Annotated in this window: 20 protein-coding genes; 19 read left to right on the forward strand and 1 reads right to left on the reverse strand. The window is 60.9% G+C overall.

All coding sequences use genetic code 11. The features are described 5' to 3' along the window. Nucleotides 1–13: 13 nt before the first annotated feature. From mutS to murJ, 3 genes are all read left to right on the forward strand, one after another. A complete protein-coding gene (gene mutS, locus NBH21_RS14705; protein WP_250913961.1) occupies nt 14–2,749 on the forward strand; it encodes a DNA mismatch repair protein MutS in 2,736 nt (911 codons plus the stop codon). Between the two features lie 96 nt (nt 2,750–2,845). After that, nucleotides 2,846–5,668, forward strand: a complete 2,823-nt coding sequence (locus NBH21_RS14710) for a [protein-PII] uridylyltransferase (RefSeq protein WP_250913960.1) — start codon at nt 2,846–2,848, stop codon at nt 5,666–5,668. 1 nt (nt 5,669) lies between these two features. After that, a complete protein-coding gene (murJ, locus tag NBH21_RS14715) occupies nt 5,670–7,259 on the forward strand; it encodes a murein biosynthesis integral membrane protein MurJ (protein WP_250913959.1) in 1,590 nt (529 codons plus the stop codon). Nucleotide 7,260: 1 nt separating this feature from the next. Here the strand turns inward: murJ and NBH21_RS14720 are convergent, their stop codons facing one another. Next, nucleotides 7,261–7,728 carry a YcbK family protein gene (locus NBH21_RS14720; protein WP_250913958.1) on the reverse strand — a complete coding sequence of 156 codons (468 nt, stop codon included), beginning with the start codon at nt 7,726–7,728 and terminating at the stop codon, nt 7,261–7,263. Between the two features lie 217 nt (nt 7,729–7,945). Here NBH21_RS14720 and NBH21_RS14725 point away from each other — a divergent pair, with 217 nt between their 5' ends. The 16 genes from NBH21_RS14725 (at nt 7,946) to trmB (ending at nt 22,038) form a co-directional block, all read left to right on the forward strand. Beyond that, the gene (locus NBH21_RS14725; RefSeq protein ID WP_250913957.1) at nt 7,946–8,341 is read left to right on the forward strand and encodes a VOC family protein; all 396 of its coding nucleotides are present in this window, start codon (nt 7,946–7,948) and stop codon (nt 8,339–8,341) included. A gap of 102 nt (nt 8,342–8,443) precedes the next feature. Then, the gene (gene trpS / locus NBH21_RS14730; protein WP_250913956.1) at nt 8,444–9,508 is read left to right on the forward strand and encodes a tryptophan--tRNA ligase; all 1,065 of its coding nucleotides are present in this window, start codon (nt 8,444–8,446) and stop codon (nt 9,506–9,508) included. Between the two features lie 84 nt (nt 9,509–9,592). Then, on the forward strand, nt 9,593–10,084 hold the full coding sequence (locus tag NBH21_RS14735; protein ID WP_099056381.1) for a universal stress protein: 492 nt from the start codon (nt 9,593–9,595) through the stop codon (nt 10,082–10,084). A gap of 156 nt (nt 10,085–10,240) precedes the next feature. After that, the gene (locus NBH21_RS14740; protein WP_250913955.1) at nt 10,241–10,804 is read left to right on the forward strand and encodes a NifU family protein; all 564 of its coding nucleotides are present in this window, start codon (nt 10,241–10,243) and stop codon (nt 10,802–10,804) included. Nucleotides 10,805–10,826: 22 nt separating this feature from the next. Beyond that, complete coding sequence (tsaB, locus tag NBH21_RS14745; protein WP_250913954.1) at nt 10,827–11,477, forward strand: tRNA (adenosine(37)-N6)-threonylcarbamoyltransferase complex dimerization subunit type 1 TsaB; 651 nt, start codon at nt 10,827–10,829, stop codon at nt 11,475–11,477. Nucleotides 11,478–11,496: 19 nt separating this feature from the next. Next, nucleotides 11,497–11,994 (forward strand): GNAT family N-acetyltransferase, encoded by a 498-nt coding sequence (locus NBH21_RS14750; RefSeq protein WP_250913953.1) that lies wholly within the window; start codon nt 11,497–11,499, stop codon nt 11,992–11,994. 146 nt (nt 11,995–12,140) lie between these two features. Further along, nucleotides 12,141–12,569: a Fur family transcriptional regulator gene (locus NBH21_RS14755; RefSeq protein WP_099056385.1), complete on the forward strand. Its 429-nt coding sequence runs from the start codon at nt 12,141–12,143 to the stop codon at nt 12,567–12,569. Nucleotides 12,570–12,598: 29 nt separating this feature from the next. Then, nucleotides 12,599–13,402, forward strand: a complete 804-nt coding sequence (gene olsA, locus NBH21_RS14760) for a lyso-ornithine lipid O-acyltransferase (protein WP_250913952.1) — start codon at nt 12,599–12,601, stop codon at nt 13,400–13,402. Between the two features lie 43 nt (nt 13,403–13,445). Next, entirely contained in the window at nt 13,446–14,852 is a 1,407-nt protein-coding gene (gene miaB / locus NBH21_RS14765) for a tRNA (N6-isopentenyl adenosine(37)-C2)-methylthiotransferase MiaB (protein ID WP_250913951.1), read from the forward strand. Between the two features lie 40 nt (nt 14,853–14,892). Further along, complete coding sequence (locus NBH21_RS14770) at nt 14,893–15,948, forward strand: PhoH family protein (RefSeq protein WP_250913950.1); 1,056 nt, start codon at nt 14,893–14,895, stop codon at nt 15,946–15,948. 17 nt (nt 15,949–15,965) lie between these two features. After that, nucleotides 15,966–16,472, forward strand: a complete 507-nt coding sequence (ybeY, locus tag NBH21_RS14775; RefSeq protein ID WP_250913949.1) for an rRNA maturation RNase YbeY — start codon at nt 15,966–15,968, stop codon at nt 16,470–16,472. A gap of 12 nt (nt 16,473–16,484) precedes the next feature. Then, entirely contained in the window at nt 16,485–17,654 is a 1,170-nt protein-coding gene (locus NBH21_RS14780; protein WP_250913948.1) for a hemolysin family protein, read from the forward strand. A 90-nt stretch (nt 17,655–17,744) separates the two neighbouring features. Next, nucleotides 17,745–19,337, forward strand: coding sequence for an apolipoprotein N-acyltransferase (lnt, locus tag NBH21_RS14785; protein ID WP_250913947.1), 1,593 nt, complete (start codon nt 17,745–17,747; stop codon nt 19,335–19,337). A 146-nt stretch (nt 19,338–19,483) separates the two neighbouring features. Continuing rightward, the gene (locus NBH21_RS14790) at nt 19,484–19,903 is read left to right on the forward strand and encodes a helix-turn-helix domain-containing protein (protein WP_099056392.1); all 420 of its coding nucleotides are present in this window, start codon (nt 19,484–19,486) and stop codon (nt 19,901–19,903) included. A gap of 163 nt (nt 19,904–20,066) precedes the next feature. Beyond that, the gene (metK, locus tag NBH21_RS14795; RefSeq protein WP_250913946.1) at nt 20,067–21,329 is read left to right on the forward strand and encodes a methionine adenosyltransferase; all 1,263 of its coding nucleotides are present in this window, start codon (nt 20,067–20,069) and stop codon (nt 21,327–21,329) included. Nucleotides 21,330–21,336: 7 nt separating this feature from the next. Beyond that, complete coding sequence (trmB, locus tag NBH21_RS14800) at nt 21,337–22,038, forward strand: tRNA (guanosine(46)-N7)-methyltransferase TrmB (RefSeq protein ID WP_250913945.1); 702 nt, start codon at nt 21,337–21,339, stop codon at nt 22,036–22,038. The last annotated feature ends 3 nt before the right edge of the window (nt 22,039–22,041 follow it).

Consider the following 22,041-nt stretch of genomic DNA (forward strand, 5'->3'; position numbering starts at 1 on the left):
AAAACTTTGGCCCGTGACAATCAATACCGCGCCCGCAAATGAAGTCTTCAATGCCGCCGAGCTTGCCTCAGAGGAAAGTCGCGCCTCTGCGACTCCGATGATGGAGCAATATATCGAGATCAAGGCGGCCAATCCGGATAGCCTGCTATTCTACCGGATGGGGGATTTCTACGAACTGTTTTTCGAGGATGCCGTCGAGGCATCCCGGGCGCTCGGCATCACGCTGACCAAGCGCGGCCAGCATCTGGGTCACGACATTCCCATGTGCGGTGTGCCGGTTCATGCAGCCGACGATTACCTGCAGAAGCTGATTGCGCGCGGTTTTCGCGTTGCCGTCTGTGAACAGGTCGAAGACCCGGCGGAAGCCAAGAAGCGTGGTTCGAAATCCGTCGTGCGCCGTGATGTCGTTCGCCTCGTGACACCCGGCACGCTGACCGAAGAGAAGCTTCTGTCGCCGTCGGAAACGAACTACCTGATGGCGCTCGCCCGTATCCGAGGCGGCTCGACACCGCTGTTGGCGCTCGCCTGGATCGATATCTCGACCGGCATCTTCCGATTGGCGGAAACGGATGAGGGCCGCCTGCTCGCCGATATCCTGAGGATCGAGCCGCGCGAGCTGATCGTGCCCGATACGCTCTTCCACGATCCTGAACTGAAGCCGGCCTTCGATGTTCTGGGACGCGTGGTCGTGCCGCAGCCGGGCGTCCTGTTCGACAGTGCCACGGCCGAAACACGTCTTGCCCGCTATTTCGGCGTTGGTACCCTCGATGGCTTCGGCTCCTTCAGCCGCGCCGAGATTGCCGCGGCTGCCGCAGCTGTCGCCTATGTCGAAAAGACCCAGATTTCCGAGCGTCCGGCGCTCGGGCTGCCGGAGCGGCAGAGCGCATCCTCCACGCTTTTCATCGACCCGGCGACGCGCGCCAATCTGGAACTGGTGAAGACCCTTTCAGGGGATCGTAACGGCTCGCTCCTGAAAGCAATCGACCGCACAGTGACTGGCGGCGGCGCTCGCCTGCTGGCCGAACGGCTGATGTCGCCGCTCACCGAACCCGCTGCCATTTCCGCGCGTCAGGATTCCATCGCTTTCATGCTGAGCGAATCCGCGCTGTGCGAACAACTCCATGACGCCCTGAAAAGGGTGCCGGACATGCCGCGCGCACTGTCGCGGCTGGCGCTCGATCGCGGCGGTCCGCGCGACCTCGGCGCGATCCTCTATGGACTTGCCTCGGCCCGGGAGGTGGGCGAGCGGCTTGCTGGAATGCTCCTTCCGGATGAACTGGCGGCTGCCGTTGAAGATCTCGCCGCACTTCCAGCTTCCGTCGGTGAACTTCTCGCATCCATGCTGGCGGACGATCTGCCGCTCCTGAAGCGTGACGGCGGCTTCCTGAGGGAAGGGGCCATCCCCGAACTCGACGAGATCAGGGCGCTGAGAGACCAGTCGCGGCGCGTCATCGCAGGCCTGCAGCTTCAATATGCCGAGGAGACTGGCATCAAGTCGCTGAAGATCAAGCACAACAATGTGCTCGGCTATTTCATCGAGGTAACTGCGGGCAATGCTGGCGCGATGACGGAAGGCGAGGCCGCCAAGGCCCGCTTCATCCATCGCCAGACGATGGCCAGCGCCATGCGCTTCACCACCACCGAGCTTGCCGATCTGGAAAGCCGCATTGCCAATGCCGCGGGGCAGGCGCTCACCATCGAACTTGAAGCCTTCGACCGCATGCTGGCGGCGGTCGTTGCCGCGGCCGAGCCGATCAAGGCGGCGGCCCGTGCGCTCGCCATCATCGATGTCGCGGCAGGTCTTGCAACGCTCGCGGAGGAGCAGGGCTATTGCCGCCCGCTGGTCGATGACAGCCGCATGTTTGCGATTGTCGCCGGCCGCCATCCGGTGGTCGAACAGGCGCTGCGCCGTCAGGCGGCAAGTCCCTTCATCGCCAATGACTGCAACCTTTCGCCCGATGGATCGGATGATACCGGCGCAATCTGGCTGCTGACCGGCCCGAACATGGGCGGTAAGTCGACCTTTCTGCGCCAGAACGCGCTGATCGCCATCATGGCCCAGATGGGTTCCTTCGTGCCGGCGGGATCGGCCCATATCGGCATCGTTGACCGGCTGTTTTCCCGCGTCGGCGCATCCGACGATCTTGCGCGCGGCCGTTCGACCTTCATGGTCGAGATGGTCGAGACGGCGGCGATCCTCAATCAGGCAACTGACCGCTCGCTGGTCATCCTCGATGAAATCGGCCGCGGTACGGCGACCTTCGACGGCCTGTCGATCGCCTGGGCGGCAGTTGAACATCTGCATGAGGTGAACCGCTGCCGGTCGCTTTTCGCCACCCATTTCCATGAACTGACAGTGCTGTCGGAAAAGCTGCTCAGGCTTTCCAACGTCACCATGCGGGTCAAGGAATGGGACGGCGACGTGATCTTCCTGCATGAGGTAGGTCCCGGTGCGGCCGACCGTTCCTATGGTATTCAGGTCGCGCGCCTCGCCGGCCTGCCGGCCTCGGTGGTTTCTCGCGCCCGCGATGTGCTGACCCGGCTGGAAGATGCTGACCGCAAGAACCCGGCAAGTTCGCTGATCGACGATCTGCCCCTCTTCCAGGTGGCGGTGCGCCGCGAGGAGGCGCTGAAATCCGGTCCGTCGAAGGTGGAGGAAGCGTTGAAAACGCTGGATCTCGACGATATGACTCCGCGTCAGGCGCTCGACGCGCTTTATGATCTCAAGAAACAACTTGGCAAGTCTTGAGCGCTAATATGCTTGTCCGGTGCGCCGCAAAGGCGCTATAGCGCCTCCCGTCGCCGCCTTGAAAAAGCCGGCAAGCCACGAAAGCCTGCAGCAATAATGGCCAAGCCCGAATACGAACACGCGGATCTGATCGACATCGCCTCGCTCAAGGCAGAGTGCGATGCCATCGCCCGGACCTACGCCGGAAATCTTCTGGAGACGCGCGCCGCCCTCTTGCCGGTGCTGCGCAAGGCGAGCAATGACGGCCGCGAAAAGGCCCGCGAACTTCTCTTCAAGGACGGAAGCGGCCTGAACTGCGCACGGCGCATTTCCGATATTCAGGATCAAATCATCTCGGTGATCTTCGGGATCGCCATCACCCATCTCTATCCGGATAATGCCGATGGCATCGGTGTTGCCGCAGTCGGCGGTTATGGACGCGGTACGCTGGCGCCGGGTTCCGACATCGATCTCCTGTTCCTCATGCCGCAGAAGCTTTCCGGGACCATGCACAAGGCGGTGGAGTTCGTGCTCTATCTGCTGTGGGACATGGGCTTCAAGGTCGGTCACGCCACCCGCAGCGTCGAGGAATGTATCCGCCTGTCCAAGGGTGACATGACGATCCGCACCGCGATCCTCGAGACCCGCTTTATCTGCGGTAAGGAAGAACTCGTCGGCGAATTGCATCGCCGCTTCGATCAGGAAGTGACGAACAATACGGCTCCCGAATTCATCGCGGCGAAGCTTGCCGAGCGGGACGAACGTCACCGCAAGGCCGGCGACAGCCGCTATCTGGTCGAGCCGAATGTCAAGGAAGGCAAGGGCGGCCTGCGCGATCTGCAGACCCTCTTCTGGATCGCCAAATACAAGTATCATGTTCGCGATTCCGGCGATCTCGTGCGCCTCGGCGTGCTCTCGCGTCAGGAATGGCGTCTCTTCCAGAAGGCGGATGACTTCCTCTGGGCGGTGCGTTGCCACATGCATTATCTCACCGGCAAGCCGGAAGAGCGCCTCTATTTCGATATCCAGCCCGAGATTGCCCGCAACCTCGGCTATCAGCCTCGCCCCGGCCTTTCGGCGGTCGAGCGCTTCATGAAGCATTACTTCCTGATCGCCAAGGATGTCGGGGACTTGACCCGTATCTTCGCTGCGACGCTGGAAGAGCAGCAGGCCAAGGCCGCGCCGGGCATCACGGCGGCTATCGGCCGCTTCGCCCACCGGCCGCGCAAGATCGCCGGAACGGTCGACTTCCTCGACGACCGGGGTCGTATCGCGCTCGCCAAGCCGGATGTCTTCAAGCGCGATCCGATCGCCATCATGCGGCTGTTCCATGTCGCCGATCTCAATGGCTTGGAATTCCACCCGGACGCCCTGAAGGCGGTTACGCGGTCTCTCTCGCTGATCGACCATGATTTCCGCGAAAACGAGGAGGCAAACCGCCTTTTCCTCGATGTGCTGACCTCCCGCCGCGATCCGGGGTTCATCCTGCGCCGCATGAACGAGGCAGGCGTTCTCGGTCGCTTCATTCCGGAATTCGGCAAGATCGTCTCGATGATGCAGTTCAACATGTATCATCACTACACCGTCGATGAGCACCTGATCCGCACGGTCGAGGTTCTGTCCGAGATCGACAAGGGCAAGGCCGAGGAGCTTCATCCGCTGGCCGCCAAGGTGATGCCCGCCATCGAGGAACGACAGGCGCTTTACGTTGCGGTCCTGTTTCACGATGTAGCCAAGGGGCGGCAGGAGGATCACTCGATCGCCGGCGCAAGGGTTGCGCGCAAGCTTTGCCCGCGTTTCGGCCTGAACCCGAAGCAGACGGAACTCGTCGCCTGGCTCATCGAGCAGCATCTCCTGATGTCGATGGTCGCTCAGACCCGCGACTTGCACGACCGCAAGACGATCACCGACTTCGCCGAGAAGATCCAGTCGCTCGATCGGCTGAACATGATGCTGGTGCTGACCGTGTGCGATATTCGCGCCGTCGGCCCCGGCGTCTGGAACGGCTGGAAGGGTCAGCTTCTCCGCACGCTCTATTACGAAACGGAACTGCTCCTGTCCGGCGGCTTCTCGCAGGTGCCGCGCAAGGAACGCGCCCGCCACGCGGCGGAACAGCTCGCCCACGCGCTCGGTGGCTGGAGCCAGAAGGACCAGAAGCGCTACACCAAGCTGCATTACGAGCCCTATCTCCTGTCGGTAGCTCTCGAGGATCAGGTGCGGCACGCGCATTTCATTCGTCAGGCCGACAAGGCAGGTCAGGCGCTCGCGACCATGGTACGCACGGATTCCTTCCATGCGATCACCGAGATCACCGTTCTGGCGCCTGACCATCCGCGCCTGCTCTCGATCATTGCCGGAGCCTGTGCCGCTGCCGGTGCAAACATCGCCGACGCGCAGATCTTCACGACCTCCGACGGACGTGCGCTCGACACCATCATGGTCAATCGCGAATTCCCGATCGATGAGGACGAGATGCGGCGCGCCGCGACCATCAGCAAGATGATCGAGGACGTGCTTTCGGGAAAGAAGCGTCTGCCGGAGGTGATCGCCACCCGCAGCAAGGGCAAGAAGAAGAACAAGACCTTCCCCGTGCAGCCGCACGTCACCATTGCCAACACGCTCTCCAACAAGTTCACCGTCGTAGAGGTCGAGTGCCTTGACCGCATAGGTCTTCTGGCGGAGATCACGGCCGGGCTGGCGGACCTGTCGCTCGACATTCACTCGGCGCGCATCACCACATTCGGTGAAAAGGTCATCGATACCTTTTACGTCACCGATCTGGTTGGCCAGAAGGTGACCAACGAGAACAGGCAGGCAAGCATCGCCAACCGGCTGAAGGCCGTCATGGCCGAGCAGGCGGAGGAACCGCGCGAACGCGCCACCGTGGCCCTTGCGCCTCCTGCCCAACCGCAGCCGCTGCCGAAGAAGGCCCGGGCCTGAGATGAGCCTCGTCAAGAAATTCATGACCGTTGGCGGCGCCACGCTTGGCAGCCGCGTCTTCGGCTTCGCCCGCGAAACGCTGATGGCCGCCGCCCTCGGCACCGGGCCGATGGCGGATGTGTTCTACGCCGCCTTCCGGTTTCCGAACCTCTTCCGTCGGCTCTTTGCGGAAGGCGCCTTCAACGCCGCCTTTGTGCCGCTCTTCGCCAAAGAGATCGAGGCCAACGGCGTGGACGGTGCAAAACGGTTCTCCGAAGAGGTGTTCGGCGTCCTTTTCTCCGTGTTGATGCTGATTACCATCGTCATGGAACTTGCCATGCCGCTTCTGGTGTCGTGGATCATCGCGCCGGGCTTTGTCGGCGATGACGCCAAGTTCTCGCTCACAGTACGCCTTGCCGCGGTGATGTTCCCCTACCTCATGTGCATGTCGCTGACGGCAATGCTGAGCGGCATGTTGAACTCGTTGCACCATTTCTTCGCGGCCGCGATTGCGCCGGTCTTCCTCAACGTGATGATGATCGGCGCGCTGTTCTGGGCTCTCTATACCGGCTCCGATCCGGAGGTGACGGCCTGGTATCTTTCGTGGTCGGTGCTCGGCGCGGGTGTTCTCCAGCTTGCCGTCGTCTATGCCGGTGTTCGCCATGCCGGCATGAGCATTGCCTTCAAGTTCCCGCGCCTCACGCCCAATGTGAAGCGCCTGCTGGTTCTGGCCGTTCCCGCCGCCGTCACCGGTGGCATTACCCAGATCAACCAGATGATCGGGCAGGCGATCGCATCGGGCAAGGAAGGTGCCATCGCGGCGCTGCAATATGCCGACCGTATCTACCAACTGCCGCTCGGCGTGGTTGGCGTTGCCGTCGGCGTCGTTCTTCTTCCAGAACTCGCGCGGGCGCTGAAGGCCGGCTTCATGAAGGAAGCCGCCAATACTCAGAACCGCTCCATCGAATTTGTGCTGTTCCTGACGCTGCCGGCCGCCGCCGCACTCTGGGTTCTCTCCGACGAGATCATCCGCGTGCTTTATGAACGCGGCGCCTTCTCCGAGCAGAACACCTCCGTCGTCGCCGGCATCCTTGCGATCTATGGTCTCGGTCTGCCCGGATTCGTCCTGATCAAGGCCCTGCAGCCCGGCTTTTATGCGCGCGAGGATACCCGCACGCCGATGCGGTTCACCGGCATTTCCGTGGTCATCAATACGGCTCTCGCGGTCAGCCTTTTCCCGCTGATCGCGGAACGCGGCATTGCTGTTGCCGAAGCCGCTGCCGGCTGGACGAACACGCTGCTACTGGGCGCAACCCTTTACCGGCGCGGCCATCTCGAATGGGAATGGCCGCTTGTCGGACGCGCGCTGAGGCTCGTGGCGGCCGCTGCCGTCATGGCGGTCGTGCTGGTCTATCTTTCGGACCAGTGGTCCGCGTGGCTTACGCCGCAGTCGTCGCTTCTGACGCAGGTCACCGCTCTCGGCGGCCTGATTGCCGTTGCCATGGCGGTCTATTTCGGTGTCGCCTTCGCCATCGGCGGAGCAAATCTCGGCATGCTGCGCCGTAACCTCAAGCGGAAGCCGAGCGCGGCCACGTCACCTCCAGAGGCCTGAGTCACGACTTCGTGCGGGGCTTGAGGTTGGCGAGACTGCCCTTGCCGCAGTGAGCCCAGCGGCGCTTGGGCCCTATGTCGACATGCACAAGGCCGTTGCAGTATCGGCCGATGCCGCCGATACCGGGAGCGCTGGCCGCAGCCGCGAGAATTCGCCTTTCCGAAACGCCGGGTATCCGGAAATCCGCCGCATAGCAGCGCGTGTGCTGCGACCGGCCGGAATGGGGCCGGTGCCCCGAGGTAATCACCAGTCGCCGCCCGGTCTGTCTGGCGATGTGTGCGAGAATGATCCTGAGACCTATCGGAAAGCAACTGGCCCGTACGCCGATCCGCTGCAGCGTGTAGGCGGCCGTATAGTCGTGTTGTTTCAGTGTGGCGGTACGGTTTTTCCGGGTTTCCCCGGCGTTGACCTCGACTTGCGTAGTGAGCGTCATAAGGCAGGCAAGCATGACGCGAATGGCTGTGCGCATGGCATCCCCCTGAAAAATGGCGTCCGTGAACGGAAGCCGATTTCGGAGGCGGCAATTTCATTTCAGATTAAGGAGAAAATGTGGAATACAATGCCATTAATTAGGATTAACTATTTCTTGTATCAAGATAAGTCAGTCTCTTACCGAGACAGGCTATGTAGAGTTGTCGGAGAGCCGTTGATGATGCATGGTTCGCCGTCCCGTTCCGGAGTTTCCCATGGCTGGCCAGTCTGTCTTTCTCGTTACCATCGTCGTTGACGATTATGATCGCGCCAAGGCGTTCTATTGCGGCTGTCTGGGCTTCGAATGCCTTGAGGACAAGGATCTGCCTGACGCCAAGCGGTGGCTTGTGGTGAAGCCGGGGAGCGGTGAGGGTGCGGCCCTGTTGCTGGCGCAGGCGGATGGTGAGGCCGAGCTTGCCGCGATAGGCAACCAGACGGGCGGCCGTGTCGGCTTCTTCCTGAAGACGGACGATTTTGCCCGCGATCACGCAGCCTTTGTCGCCGCCGGAGTGACCTTTCTCGAAGCGCCGCGATACGAGCCCTACGGCACGGTTGCCGTTTTCCGCGACCTTTACGGAAACCGCTGGGATCTCCTGGAACCCGCAGGCTGACTGCGGCGAACGAACCCCTTGATTGCTGGCTGTCGGCGGTGCATAAGCCCAACGTATTTCGATCGACAGATCGGGCCCTCCACCAGCCTGTTGAGGACAATCATGGGTGAGTTCAAGCCGCTGGTTTTCTCCGGCGTTCAGCCGACCGGCAATCTTCATCTCGGTAACTATCTCGGCGCCATCAGGAAGTTCGTGGCCCTGCAGGAAAACAACGACTGCATCTATTGCGTCGTCGACCTGCATGCGTTGACCGCGCAACTCGTTCACGAAGACATGGCCAGCCAGATCCGTTCGATCACGGCAGCCTTCCTGGCAAGTGGCATCGACCCGAAGAGCCATATCGTCTTCAACCAGTCGGCTGTGCCGCAGCATGCGGAACTCGCTTGGATCTTCAATTGCGTCGCCCGTATCGGCTGGATGAACCGCATGACGCAGTTCAAGGACAAGGCCGGCAAGGACCGCGAGCAGGCCTCGCTCGGCCTTTACGCCTATCCGAGCCTGATGGCGGCGGACATTCTGGTTTACCGAGCCACCCACGTCCCGGTGGGCGAGGACCAGAAGCAGCACCTTGAGCTGACCCGCGATATCGCCATGAAGTTCAATCTCGACTTCATGGAGCATATTCGCCGCGCCGGCCAGGGCATCGATATCACCGTCGGTGACGAGCCCGTGCATGCCTATTTCCCGATGGTGGAACCGTTGATCGATGGCCCGGCGCCGCGCGTCATGAGCCTGAAGGACGGTACCAAGAAGATGTCGAAGTCGGATCCGTCCGACCTCTCCCGCGTCAACCTGATGGACGATGCCGAGACGATCTCGAAGAAGATCCGCAAGGCGAAGACCGATCCAGACGCGCTTCCGAGCGAGACCGAAGGCCTGAAGGGACGCCCCGAGGCCGACAACCTCGTCGGCATCTTTGCGGCACTGGCCGACAAGTCCAAGGAAGACGTGCTGAAGGACTTCGGTGGCCAGCAGTTCTCGGTCTTCAAGCCGGCGCTCGTGGAGCTTGCGGTCGAAGTGCTTTCGCCGATCAGCGCCGAGATGCGCAAGCTGATGGCCGATCCCGCCCACATCGACAGCATCCTGCGCGATGGCGGTGAAAGGGCACGAGCACGGGCCGAGAAAACCATGAACGAAGTCCGCGACATTATCGGCTTCGTGAAGTAAAGTCCCGACGAGTCACGCGGCCGTTCGACCGGAGCCGGCCGCGGACAGGGTGAAAGATAAACTGATCCGGCGGCGGGGTCCTGTATGGTTTCAACACGGCTTTCACGCCTTGAGGGTCACCGCCGCAAGTTCATGGCGGTGATCGACAATACGCCGGAATGCTCGCGCGCCGTGCACTATGCCGGACGCCGTGCGAAGAATTCCAATGGCGGCCTGGTGCTGATCTACGTCATTCCGGAAGGCGACTTCCAGCAATGGCTCGGCGTCGAGGAAATTATGCGGGCCGAGGCGCGTGAAGAGGCCGAGGCCATCATGGCGAAGGCGGCGCAGACCGTGCGCGAGACGATCGGCATCGAGCCCGAGATCGTCATTCGCGAAGGCAGTTCCGCAGCGCAGATCAATTCGCTCATCGAGGAGGATCGGGATATCGCCATTCTCGTTCTCGCGGCCGGTTCGACCAAGGAAGGCCCTGGTCCGCTCGTCTCGATGATCGCAGGACGCGGCGCTGCGTTTCCCATTCCGGTGACGGTGTTGCCGGATTCACTGACCGACGAGGAAATCGACGCGCTTTGCTAAGAACATAATTCGACTGGAGTGAAAATATACCTAAACGCGCTCCAGCAAAGATGGCAATCGTCAAATCTCACTTGAAGCGGCCTCCCATCGGGCCTATCTTCTTTTGAAGAATTCTAATTTTGTTGGCGACGAATGAGAGGTCGCCCGGAGGTTCAGATGTTCATCCAGACGGAATCCACGCCGAACCCGGCGACCTTGAAGTTCCTGCCGGGCAAGGTGGTGATGGAAAGCGGCACCGCCGAGTTTCGCGATGCCGCAAGTGCCGCGGTGTCCCCGCTCGCCAGCCGGCTCTTCGATATCCCCGGCGTAACAGGCGTTTTCTTCGGCTACGATTTTGTGACCGTCACCAAGGACGGTCCGGAATGGCAGCACCTGAAGCCGGCCATTCTCGGCACGATCATGGAACACTTCATGAGCGGCGCGAAGGTCATGGGATCCGGTGCGACCTCCGAGGAAGCCGATACGGATGGAGAGTTCTTCGATGCCGGGGACGAGAACATCGTCGCGACTATCAAGGAACTTCTCGAAACGCGCGTCCGCCCCGCCGTTGCCCAGGATGGCGGAGACATCACCTTCCGCGGTTTCAAGGATGGTAAGGTCTATCTCAACATGAAGGGCGCCTGCTCCGGCTGCCCGTCCTCGACCGCCACGCTGAAGCATGGCGTGCAGAACCTGCTCAGGCACTTCGTGCCGGAAGTGCAGGAAGTCGAGGCGGTCTGATACGGACCGGCAGGGGGAGGGGATGATCGTTCTGGCGATCGATACGGCGGGCGTGGATTGCTCCGCCGCGATCTATGACAGCAGCAAGGACAAGCTCCTGGGCGCAGCGACCGAAACCCTCGGTCGTGGTCACGCGGAGCATTTGATGCGCATGATTGATGAGGCGCTCGGACAGGCTTCGCTCTCTCTCGATGATGTCGAGCGTATCGCGGTCACGATCGGCCCGGGTTCGTTCACCGGTATCCGTGTGGGTGTCGCGACCGCGCGCGGTCTTGCGCTGGCGCTTGGTGTCGAGGCTGTCGGCGTTTCGACGCTTTCGGTATTGGCGAATGCGGTGGAAGTGACTGACATGCCTGTGCTCGCCGCCATGGATGCCAAGCGCGAGGAAATCTATCTTCAGCCGTTTTCGGCCACGGGCACCCCGCTCGGCGAACCGCGCATCGAAAACCTCTCCGGCTTTGCTGCCCTCGTTCAGGACGAAGCCTATCGCGTCGTGGGTTCGGCGGAAGTCCTGCTTGCCGATCCTCAGGCCGTCACGCCACCGGATCACTTTCCTATCGGGATCGTGGCTCGCCTCGGTGCGGAGGTCGAAACGACAAGCCCGCCGAAACCGCTCTATCTGCGTGGCCCCGATGCCAAGCCGCAGGCAGGGTTTGCGGTTGCCAGAGCATGAAATACCAAGGCATCAGATAATGCGCGATACCTACTTTTCCCGTCAGCCCGAATTCGAAATCGTCCCGATGACTGCGGAGCATTGCGCAGAGGTGGCCGCGCTCCATACCCTGCGCTTTGCGCGGCCGTGGAACGACGGCGAGTTCCTGAGCCTGCTTCTGCAGCCGAACTCCTTCGGCTTCGTCATGCGGCAGACCAATACGCTGATCTTCAAGGCGCCGCTTGCCGGCTTCGTGCTGGCTCGCGAGGTCGCCGGCGAGGCAGAAATCCTGACGATTGCCGTGAGTGAAAAATGCGCCCGCTTCGGTCTCGGATGGAGGCTGATGCAGGCCGCGATGCGCGAGGCGAGAAGCCGGGGCGGGGAAACCATGTTCCTGGAAGTCGATGACGGCAATGTGCCGGCCCTTGGCCTTTATCGGAAGCTCGGCTTCGAGAAGGCGGGAGAACGCCCGGCATATTATGCGGATGAAAAGGGGCGGCGGTCGTCGGCGCTTGTCATGCGGCGTGATCTTCGCTAGTTCGGTTTCACTGTCCGAAGCGCGCCGCGCAAATCTGCGCATCGCTTTTGTGACGATGACACCGTAAGAACAAGAATCTGAAGCGCAGGAGCTGATCCGAAAAGATCGCGACGCGCGTCAGCCTTATCTGAAGAGATGCCGGGGCCATGACCGATACTCCGAAATCGTTGGAAGCGTTGTGCGCCGAGCGGGGCATGCGCATGACCGAGCAGCGCCGCGTCATTGCGCGCATTCTGGAAGAATCGGAAGATCATCCCGATGTCGAGGAACTCTATCGGCGCTCGGTAAAGATCGACAGCCGCATTTCCATCTCGACGGTTTACCGCACGGTGAAGCTCTTCGAAGATGCCGGCATCATCGAGCGTCACGATTTTCGCGACGGCCGCTCGCGCTATGAAACGGTTCCCGAGGAGCATCACGATCACCTGATCGACCTGAAGAATGGTGATGTCATCGAGTTTCATTCGCCCGAAATCGAGGCCCTGCAGGAACGTATCGCCCGCGAACACGGCTTCAAGCTCGTCGGCCATCGTCTGGAACTCTATGGTGTTCCGATCGGCAAGGATGAAGGCTGAACGATGACCTCTCTTCCGGAGGCTGCGGCTTGATCAACTGGCTGCGCATTGTCGTCAACATGACCATTCTGGCGATCGTGACGATCCTCCTTGCGCCCGTTCAGGTTCTCGCCCTCGTCTTCGACTGGAGGCTTCGCCGACGCCTGCCGAGGCTCTGGCATCGTGTCGCCTGTCGCATGCTTGGCATCCGCATCCATGTGCATGGCGGTCTTGACCATCGTCGGCCGCTGATGCTGGCGGCCAATCACGCGTCGTGGAAGGACATTCTGGTTCTGGGCGCGCTGGCCGATGTCGTCTTCATCGCCAAGACCGAGGTCGCATCATGGCCGGTCTTCGGAACCCTCGCGAAACTGCAGAAGAGCATCTTCGTGGTGCGCGAGGAGCGACGACGCACCGGCGACCAGGTCAACGAAATCGCCTCCCGCATGGCCGATGGCGAGATCGTCGTGCTTTTTCCGGAAGGCACGACATCCGACGGTAACCGGGTGCTCGAGGTCAAGACCTCGCTGTTTGGCGCCGCTGCGGCGGCATTGCCGCTGGCGCCCGAAGGGGTCGTGCACGTGCAGCCCGTGGCGATCGCCTATACGCGCGTCCATGGCCTGCCGATGGGACGCTATCATCGCCCGATTGCCGGCTGGCCGGGTGATATAACGCTCCTGCCGCATCTTATGGGTATATTGAAAGCGGGTGCTCTTGATGTGGATGTGAGCTTCGGCGAGACCTATGATTACGCTGAGGGCAGCAACCGCAAGCATCTAGCGGCCTTCGTCGAAAGCCGCATGCGCAGGATGCTGCTCGGCCACCTGCGCGGACGTCCTCCTAAGGACCTGTGATTTTTCGGTTTAATCGGCGCTCAAAAACCACTAAATAGCCCGCATGACCCAAGACATCGCCATTTCTTCAGCATCCGACCTGCCGGCCGCCGGTGCAGCCACAGCATCGCGCAAGGTCTTCATCAAGACCTACGGCTGTCAGATGAACGTCTACGACTCCGGCCGCATGACCGATGCGCTGGCAGCCGAAGGCTATGTCGCGACCGAGGAAATGGAAGAGGCAGACCTCGTCCTGCTCAACACCTGCCACATCCGCGAAAAAGCGGCGGAAAAGGTCTATTCCGCGCTTGGCCGCCTGCGCGAGACCAAGAAGGCGCGTGCTGCCGAAGGCCGCGAGTTCATGATCGGCGTTGCCGGTTGCGTCGCCCAGGCCGAGGGTGAGGAAATCTCCCGCCGTGAACCGGCCGTAGACGTGGTGATCGGGCCGCAGACCTATCATCGGTTGCCTCAGGCCCTGAAACGCGCCCGCACCGGCGAGCGTGTGGTCGATACCGAATATGCGCTGGAAGACAAGTTCGAGCACCTTCCCGATCCGAAAAAGGCAAAGACCGGCCCGCGCAACGTTACCGCGTTCCTGACCGTGCAGGAAGGCTGCGACAAGTTCTGCACCTTCTGCGTCGTTCCCTATACGCGCGGTTCCGAGGTTTCCCGGCCGCTGGCGCAGATCGTTGGAGAAGCGGAAAAGCTCGTTGCCACGGGTGTACGCGAACTCACCCTGCTCGGCCAGAACGTCAATGCCTGGCATGGCGTCGATGCCGCGGGACAGGAACTCGGCCTTGGCGATCTTCTTTATCGGCTGGCGGACATTCCGGGCCTTGCCCGCCTGCGCTACACCACCAGCCATCCCCGCGACATGGACGACCGGTTGATCGAGGCGCATCGCGATCTCAGGATGCTGATGCCGTACCTGCACCTTCCGGTGCAATCGGGGTCGGACCGTATCCTGAAAGCGATGAACCGCCGTCACAAGGCTGCTGAATACATCGCCCTGATCGAGCGCATTCGTGCGGCCCGTCCAGACATCGCCCTATCAGGCGATTTCATCGTCGGCTTCCCAGGTGAGACGGATGAGGACTTCGAGGCGACGCTCGAACTGGTCCGCGCGGTGGGTTATGCACAGGCTTATTCGTTCAAATATTCGACCCGTCCGGGCACGCCCGGAGCCGATCTGCCGGATCAGGTTCCGGAGGATGTGAAGACCGAAAGGCTTGCCAGATTGCAGGAATTGCTGCTTCGGCAGCAGCAGGAATTCGCTCGATCCTTGATTGGCGAGACAATCGACCTACTTTTGGAGAAGCCGGGACGGCTGCCGGGACAGTTGATAGGACGCTCTCCATGGCTGCAGTCTGTGAATGTTGATGCAAAGTCATCGCAAATCGGTGACATTATAAATGTACGAATCACCGCAGCCGGCCCAAACAGCTTGTTTGCCGAGGTGGCAGAGGGTTAGAGTGAGGGCCTGATACCTGATCGAACAGGAGCCTTATCGCTTGAACGCACAAGAAGTGATTTCTTCACCTTCGCGCAATACCCGAACCGCTGCGACCGACGCCAATCACTTCATCTTGACGTTCGAGAACAATCGCTTTGCCAGCGAGTTGTTCGGGCAGTTCGATCAGCACCTCAAATTGCTGGAGCAGCGTCTTCATATCGACGCACGGGCGCGGGGCAATTCCGTATCCATTTCGGGGGATCTCGTTGCCACCAATCAGGCACGCAGGGCTCTGGATTTCCTCTATGCCCGGCTTCAGAGCGGCGGCTCTGTTGAAATCTCCGATGTGGAAGGTGCGATACGCATGGCGGTTGCCGCCGACGATCAGCTGACGCTGCCGACGCTGGAGCGCAAGGCCAAGCTGACAATGGCGCAGATTTCCACGCGCAAGAAGACCATTGCCGCTCGCACGCCGACTCAGGATGCCTACATGCGGGCGCTGGAGCGCTCCGAGCTGGTCTTTGGCGTCGGCCCGGCCGGTACCGGCAAGACCTATCTGGCTGTGGCGCATGCCGCCCAGTTGCTGGAGCGCGGCCTGGTCGACCGGATCGTGCTGTCGCGCCCGGCTGTCGAAGCCGGCGAGCGTCTGGGCTTCCTGCCCGGCGATATGAAGGAAAAGGTCGATCCGTATCTGCGGCCGCTCTATGATGCACTCTATGACATGATCCCGGGCGACAAGGTCGAACGTGCCATCACCGCGGGTGTCATCGAAATCGCGCCGCTGGCCTTCATGCGTGGCCGTACGCTTTCCAACGCTGCCGTCATCCTCGACGAGGCCCAGAACACCACGTCGATGCAGATGAAGATGTTCCTGACCCGTCTCGGCGAAAATGCCCGGATGATCGTGACGGGCGACCCAAGCCAGGTGGACCTGCCGCGTGGCGTGACCTCCGGTCTGGTCGAGGCCCTTCAGATCCTGAAGGGCGTCGAGGGCGTTTCGGTCGTCCGCTTCAAGGACGTCGATGTCGTGCGCCATCCTCTGGTCGGACGGATCGTCAAGGCTTATGATGCCCAGTATGTGGTGCACGAGGAAAGCGAAAAGATCGACCGTTGAGGTCGAAACGAAATCCGATGCAACTACTGGACATACAGATCTCTATCGAAACGGAAGGCTGGTCGGCGGAAGACGTGCTGGAGGTCATGGCCTCACGCGTGCTGGGTACGGCGGCTGATTTCCTGCGCGACGAGGAAAAGCAGCCTTTCCCCGGCATGCCGGTGGAGGTCTCGCTGGTCTTCTGCGATGATGCTACCATTCAGGATATCAATGCGGAATGGCGCAACCAGGACAAGCCGACCAATGTTCTGTCCTTCCCGGCGTTCCCGCTGGTGCCAGGTGGCAAGCCCGGACCGATGCTGGGCGATATCATCATTGCGCGCGAAACCGTGGCGCGGGAAGCAGTCGATCTCGGCAAGAGCTTCGAGGAACACCTGACGCATCTTCTGGTGCATGGTTTCCTGCATCTCTTCGGCTATGATCACATGGAAGTGCAGGAGGCGGAAAGAATGGAGTCGCTTGAGACTCGCATTTTGGCGTCACTTGGCTTATCTGATCCCTATGCGGGGCAGGACCCGCTTTGATAGTCAGGACCAATGAACGATTTTTCGACGAAAGTGGCCGCAGAGGCCGATGAAGGGTCGGAGGGTTCCTCTTCGGACGAAGGCAGTAGTCCTTCGCGGCCGGAGACGCCCGGCCGACAACGTAGCTCAATCTGGGCGCGCGCCGTCCGCATCCTGAAGCCGAACCAGGCATCGAGCCTGCGAGAGGATCTGACGGATGCGTTGAAGGAAGACGCCGCCACCAGCGATGTGTTCACCCCCGACGAACGGGCGATGCTGAACAACATCCTTCGCTTCCGGGAAGTCCGCGTTGAAGACGTTATGGTGCCGCGTGCCGATATCGAGGCCGTGGACCAGAATGTGAGCATCGGCGAACTGATGACCATCTTCGAGGTTTCCGGTCGCTCGCGCATGCCGGTCTATAGCGAGACGCTGGATGATCCGCGCGGCATGGTGCATATCCGCGACCTTCTTTCCTATGTAACGAAAGAGGCCCGCGCCAAGCGGCGCACCGGCAACGGATCGGCGCAGATTGCTGCCGATACCTCTGCGAAGGCCGAAAAGCCGGCGCGCGGGGCGAAGGCCGATTTCGATCTTGGCCGCGTGGATCTTTCCAGGACCGTGGCCGAAGCGGGGATCGTGCGTTCGATCCTGTTCGTTCCGCCGTCGATGCTGGCCTCCGATCTCTTGAGCCGCATGCAGGCGGCGCGCACCCAGATCGCGCTGGTCATCGATGAATATGGCGGCACCGACGGCCTCGTTTCCCACGAGGACATCGTCGAAATGGTTGTCGGTGACATCGACGACGAACACGACAACGACGAAGCCATGTTCACCCGAACGTCCGACGATGTTTTCGTCGCCGATGCGCGTGTCGAACTTGAGGAAATCGCAGAGGCCATCGGTGATGACTTCGACGTGCGCGACCAGATCGACGAGGTCGACACGCTCGGCGGGCTGCTCTTTTCCGCGCTTGGCCGGATACCCGTCCGTGGCGAAGTCGTGCAGGCCTTGCCGGGCTTCGAATTCCTGATCCTCGATGCTGACCCACGCCGCATCAAACGGGTGCGCATCACCCGCAAACGTCCGCAGGCAAGGCGACGCGCCAAGGCGGATGCGGATGGAGTGGCCGCGCCGGTGAAGGCGAACGGTGCCCTGCAGACCACGGAAGCGTCGGCGCCCGACAACAGCGTCGCATCCTGAGCCTTCTGCCGTCAATGCGCGGGACAAGTCCTCCGAATTTTGGAAGACTGCCCCCGTCGTGATTCGCGCGGCGTAAGGCAAGGAGAATCCATGGAGGGACTGGCGGGCAGGATCATGCTGCTCTGGGGTGTCAGGCGAGCGTTGCTGGCGGCCTTCGCCGGTGCAATCGGGGCTCTGGCTTTGCCGCCTGTAGGTTTTTTCGCGGCGCTTTTCGTCTCGTTCACGCTACTCGTCTGGTTGCTGGATGGCGCCACCGGAAACCCTGATAAAAGCCACTCCTGGGGCTTTCGTTCCGCCTTCATGACGGGCTGGCTTTTCGGCTTCGGCTATTTCGTTGCCGGGTTGTGGTGGCTTGGCAGCGCCCTGCTGGTGGAGGCCGATGAATTTGCCTGGGCGCTTCCGCTTGCGATCCTCGGATTGCCGGCGGTGCTTGCTATCTTCTATGGCTTTGCAACGGTCGTCGCCCGCCTTCTCTGGTCCGAAGGGTGGGGCCGCCTTGCGGCCCTCGCTACCGGTTTCGGGCTTGCGGAATGGCTCCGCGGCTTCGTCGCGACGGGGTTCCCATGGAATGCCATCGGCTACGGAGCAATGCCCATCCCGGTGATGATGCAGTCGACCCATGTCATCGGCGTGCTTGGCGTCACGACACTTGCCGTCTTCGTCTTCTCCGCTCCAGCGCTGATCGGTACGCGCAAGGGAATCGTGCCGGGCCTGACGATAGCCGGTCTGCTGTTTGCTGCTCACCTGGGATACGGTGCCTGGCGCCTGCTTCTGCCGCCCGATACCGGTTCGGCGACCAGCCTTAACATTAGAATGGTGCAGCCCGCCATCGATCAGGCGAAGAAGATCGAAAACGGCGAGCGTATCGAGATCTTCAACGAGCATCTTGCGCTGTCCGCCCAGCCCCCGGCACCCGGAAAGCCAAGGCCGGACATCATTGTCTGGCCGGAGACGTCGATACCTTTCATCTTGACCGAAAATCCAGATGCACTTGCCCGCATCGGCGACATGCTGCAGGACGGCCAGGTTTTGATTACGGGGGCTGTCCGTTCGGAGGACGGCGGGGCCGGTCACGCCCCACGCTACTACAACTCGATCTACATGATCGACGACAAGGGGCAGATCCTCGCCGCTTCCGACAAGGTGCACCTGACACCCTTTGGTGAATACGTGCCCTATGAGGACATCCTGCGGCGCATCGGTTTCGACAATCTGATCAGCCTGCCGGGCGGCTTTTCGGCGGCATCCCGTCGCTCCCCGCTGGCACTGCCCTCCGGGGTCAGCCTCTATCCGCTGATCTGCTACGAGATCATCTTCCCGAACGAATGGATGGATGATCTGGGCAAGGCAGGGGTCCTGCTGAACATCACCAATGACGCCTGGTTCGGCTCGACGCCCGGGCCGTATCAGCACTTCCTGCAGGCCCGGATCAGGGCCATTGAGACCGGTCTCCCCTTGGTTCGGGACGCAAATAATGGCATATCTGCGGTAGTTGACCCCTATGGACGCATCCTTTCCGGCCTGGCGTTGAATTCCCGGGGTATCGTCGATTCAACCATAAGTGTTGGATCGACGGTCGATGGTGGCAGAATTTCGACAAAAAACAACTTTTGGTACGTGTTTCTTGGAATCGCATTGGTAGCAATGATTTCACGCGCAGGTTTTATTTTCGGAAAGAATTGACCGAAAACCCCTAAAATTGCATAGTGGAAACGGCCGTAAGTCTCTACGTATGCTTACAGTTCCGCGATTGCGAATACAACGTGTCGTTATGGCCGTGGGAATGTTAAGGGTTATGGTCGTTATGCAAACATCATCAGGGTCAAAACATGATCGAGAATAAGAAGAAGCCGAACCCGATCGACATCCATGTGGGTAGTCGGATTCGCCTTCGCCGCACGATGCTGGGCATGAGCCAGGAAAAGCTGGGCGAAAGCCTGGGCATCACGTTCCAGCAGATTCAGAAATACGAGAAGGGCACCAACCGTGTCGGCGCGAGCCGTCTGCAGAATATTTCCAGTATTCTCAACGTCCCGGTTTCCTTCTTCTTCGAAGATGCCCCCGGCGAGCAGTCTGCCGGTCCGACGGGCATGGCGGAAGCATCGAGCTCCAACTACGTGGTTGACTTCCTCTCCTCCTCGGAAGGCCTCCAGCTCAACCGTGCCTTCGTCAAGATTTCCGACCCCAAGGTTCGCCGCAAGATCGTGGATCTGGTGAAGGCGCTTGCCGCGGAAGCAGATGCCGACTGAGCTTGAGCTTCAGTCGTCTTGAAGAGAGCGGCCTTGAGGCCGCTTTTTTCCGTCTGTGCTATCGGATTGCTCACATAAAGATATATTTATGTCGTTGTGCGCTTGTTTTTCGGCGACGAACTCACTAACAAGATCGAGGCTTGTTCTTTGAGGGGAATCCCGAATGCGCGCTAATTATCTCTTCACCAGTGAATCCGTTTCCGAAGGTCATCCGGACAAGGTCTGTGACCGTATCTCCGATGAAATCGTGGACCTCGTCTATCGCGAAGCCGCCAAGACCGGCGTCGATCCCTGGACCGTCCGTATCGCATGCGAGACCCTGGCAACCACCAATCGTGTGGTGATCGCCGGAGAAGTCCGTCTGCCGGTAAGCCTTCTGAAGAAGGACAAGGACGGTTCCGTGGCCAAGGATGCCTATGGCGATCCGGCAGTGAATCCGGCGAAGTTCAAGGCCGCTGCGCGCAAGGCCATCAAGGATATCGGCTACGAGCAGGACCGTTTCCACTGGAAGAAGGTGAAGATCGACGTTCTGCTGCACGCGCAGTCGGCCGATATCGCCCAGGGCGTCGACAAGGCTGCTGACCACGGCAACAGCGAAGGCGCTGGCGACCAGGGCATCATGTTCGGTTACGCCTGCCGCGAGACTCCGGACCTCATGCCGGCTCCGATCTACTATTCGCACAGGATCCTTCAGCTTCTCGCCGCTGCCCGCAAGAAGGGCGAGGGTGATGCAGCCAAGCTCGGCCCTGACGCCAAGAGCCAAGTGACTGTGCGCTATGTCGACGGCAAGCCGTCGGAAGTCGACTCGATCGTTCTCTCCACCCAGCATCTCGATGAAAGCTGGGATTCGGCCAAGGTTCGTTCGGTTGTCGAGCCCTACATCCGCGAAGCTCTCGGCGACCTCAAGATCGCCGACGATTGCAAGTGGTACGTCAACCCGACCGGCAAGTTCGTCATCGGCGGCCCGGATGGTGACGCTGGCCTCACCGGCCGCAAGATCATCGTCGACACCTATGGCGGCGCAGCTCCCCATGGCGGCGGTGCGTTCTCGGGCAAGGACACCACCAAGGTCGACCGTTCGGCAGCCTACGCTGCGCGCTACCTTGCAAAGAACGTCGTGGCTGCCGGTCTTGCCGATCGTTGCACCATCCAGATCTCCTACGCCATCGGCGTTGCCCAGCCGCTGTCGATCTACGTCGATCTGCATGGCACCGGCAAGGTGACGGAAGACGCAGTCGAAGCCGCTATCCGCAAGACCATGGACCTGTCGCCGAGCGGCATCCGCCGTCATCTCGACCTGAACCGTCCGATCTACGCCAAGACGTCGGCCTATGGTCACTTCGGCCGCAAGGCGGGTCGCGATGGTTCCTTCTCCTGGGAGCGTCTCGACCTCGTCAAGCCGCTCAAGGACGCCATCAAGGCTTGATCTCGGAATGACGCCGACCGAACGACGCAGCCGCGCGACCGAAGCCTTTTTCGGTCGCCGCAAGGGAAAACCTCTCCGCGAGCTTCAGGTCGAGCGCATGACGCACCTGTTGCCGGAACTCCGTGTCGACCCCGAAGGGCCAGCGCGGGAGAACCTGGCAGATCTCTTCCAGACGCAGGTCGAACGCCTGCGTCTGGAAATCGGTTTCGGCGGCGGCGAGCATCTCGTGCATCGCGCCGGCGAAAATCCCCAGACCGGCTTTATCGGTGTCGAGCCCTTCGTGAATTCCATGGCCAAGCTTCTGGCCGAGGTCGAGGCGAAGGAACTTCGCAATATCCGCGTCTATGACGATGATGCGACGCAATTGCTGGACTGGCTGCCGGCTGCATCGCTCGACCAGATCGATCTGCTCTATCCCGATCCCTGGCCGAAGAAGAAGCACTGGAAGCGCAGGTTCGTTTCCCAGGTGAACCTTGATCGGTTTCACCGCGTGCTGAAGCCGGGCGGGCTGTTCTGCTTCGCCTCGGATATCGATACTTATGTCAACTGGACGCTGATCCATTGCCGGGATCATGGCGGCTTTGCCTGGACGGCGCGCAATCGCGCCGACTGGATCACGCCTTTTGCCGGATGGCCCGGCACGCGTTACGAGGCGAAAGCCAAGCGTGAAGGCCGATCCTCGGCCTATCTCACTTTTCGCAAAATCTGACGA

Source organism: Ciceribacter sichuanensis (assembly GCF_024055605.1).
In the GTDB taxonomy this organism is placed as follows: Bacteria; Pseudomonadota; Alphaproteobacteria; order Rhizobiales; family Rhizobiaceae; genus Allorhizobium; species Allorhizobium sichuanense.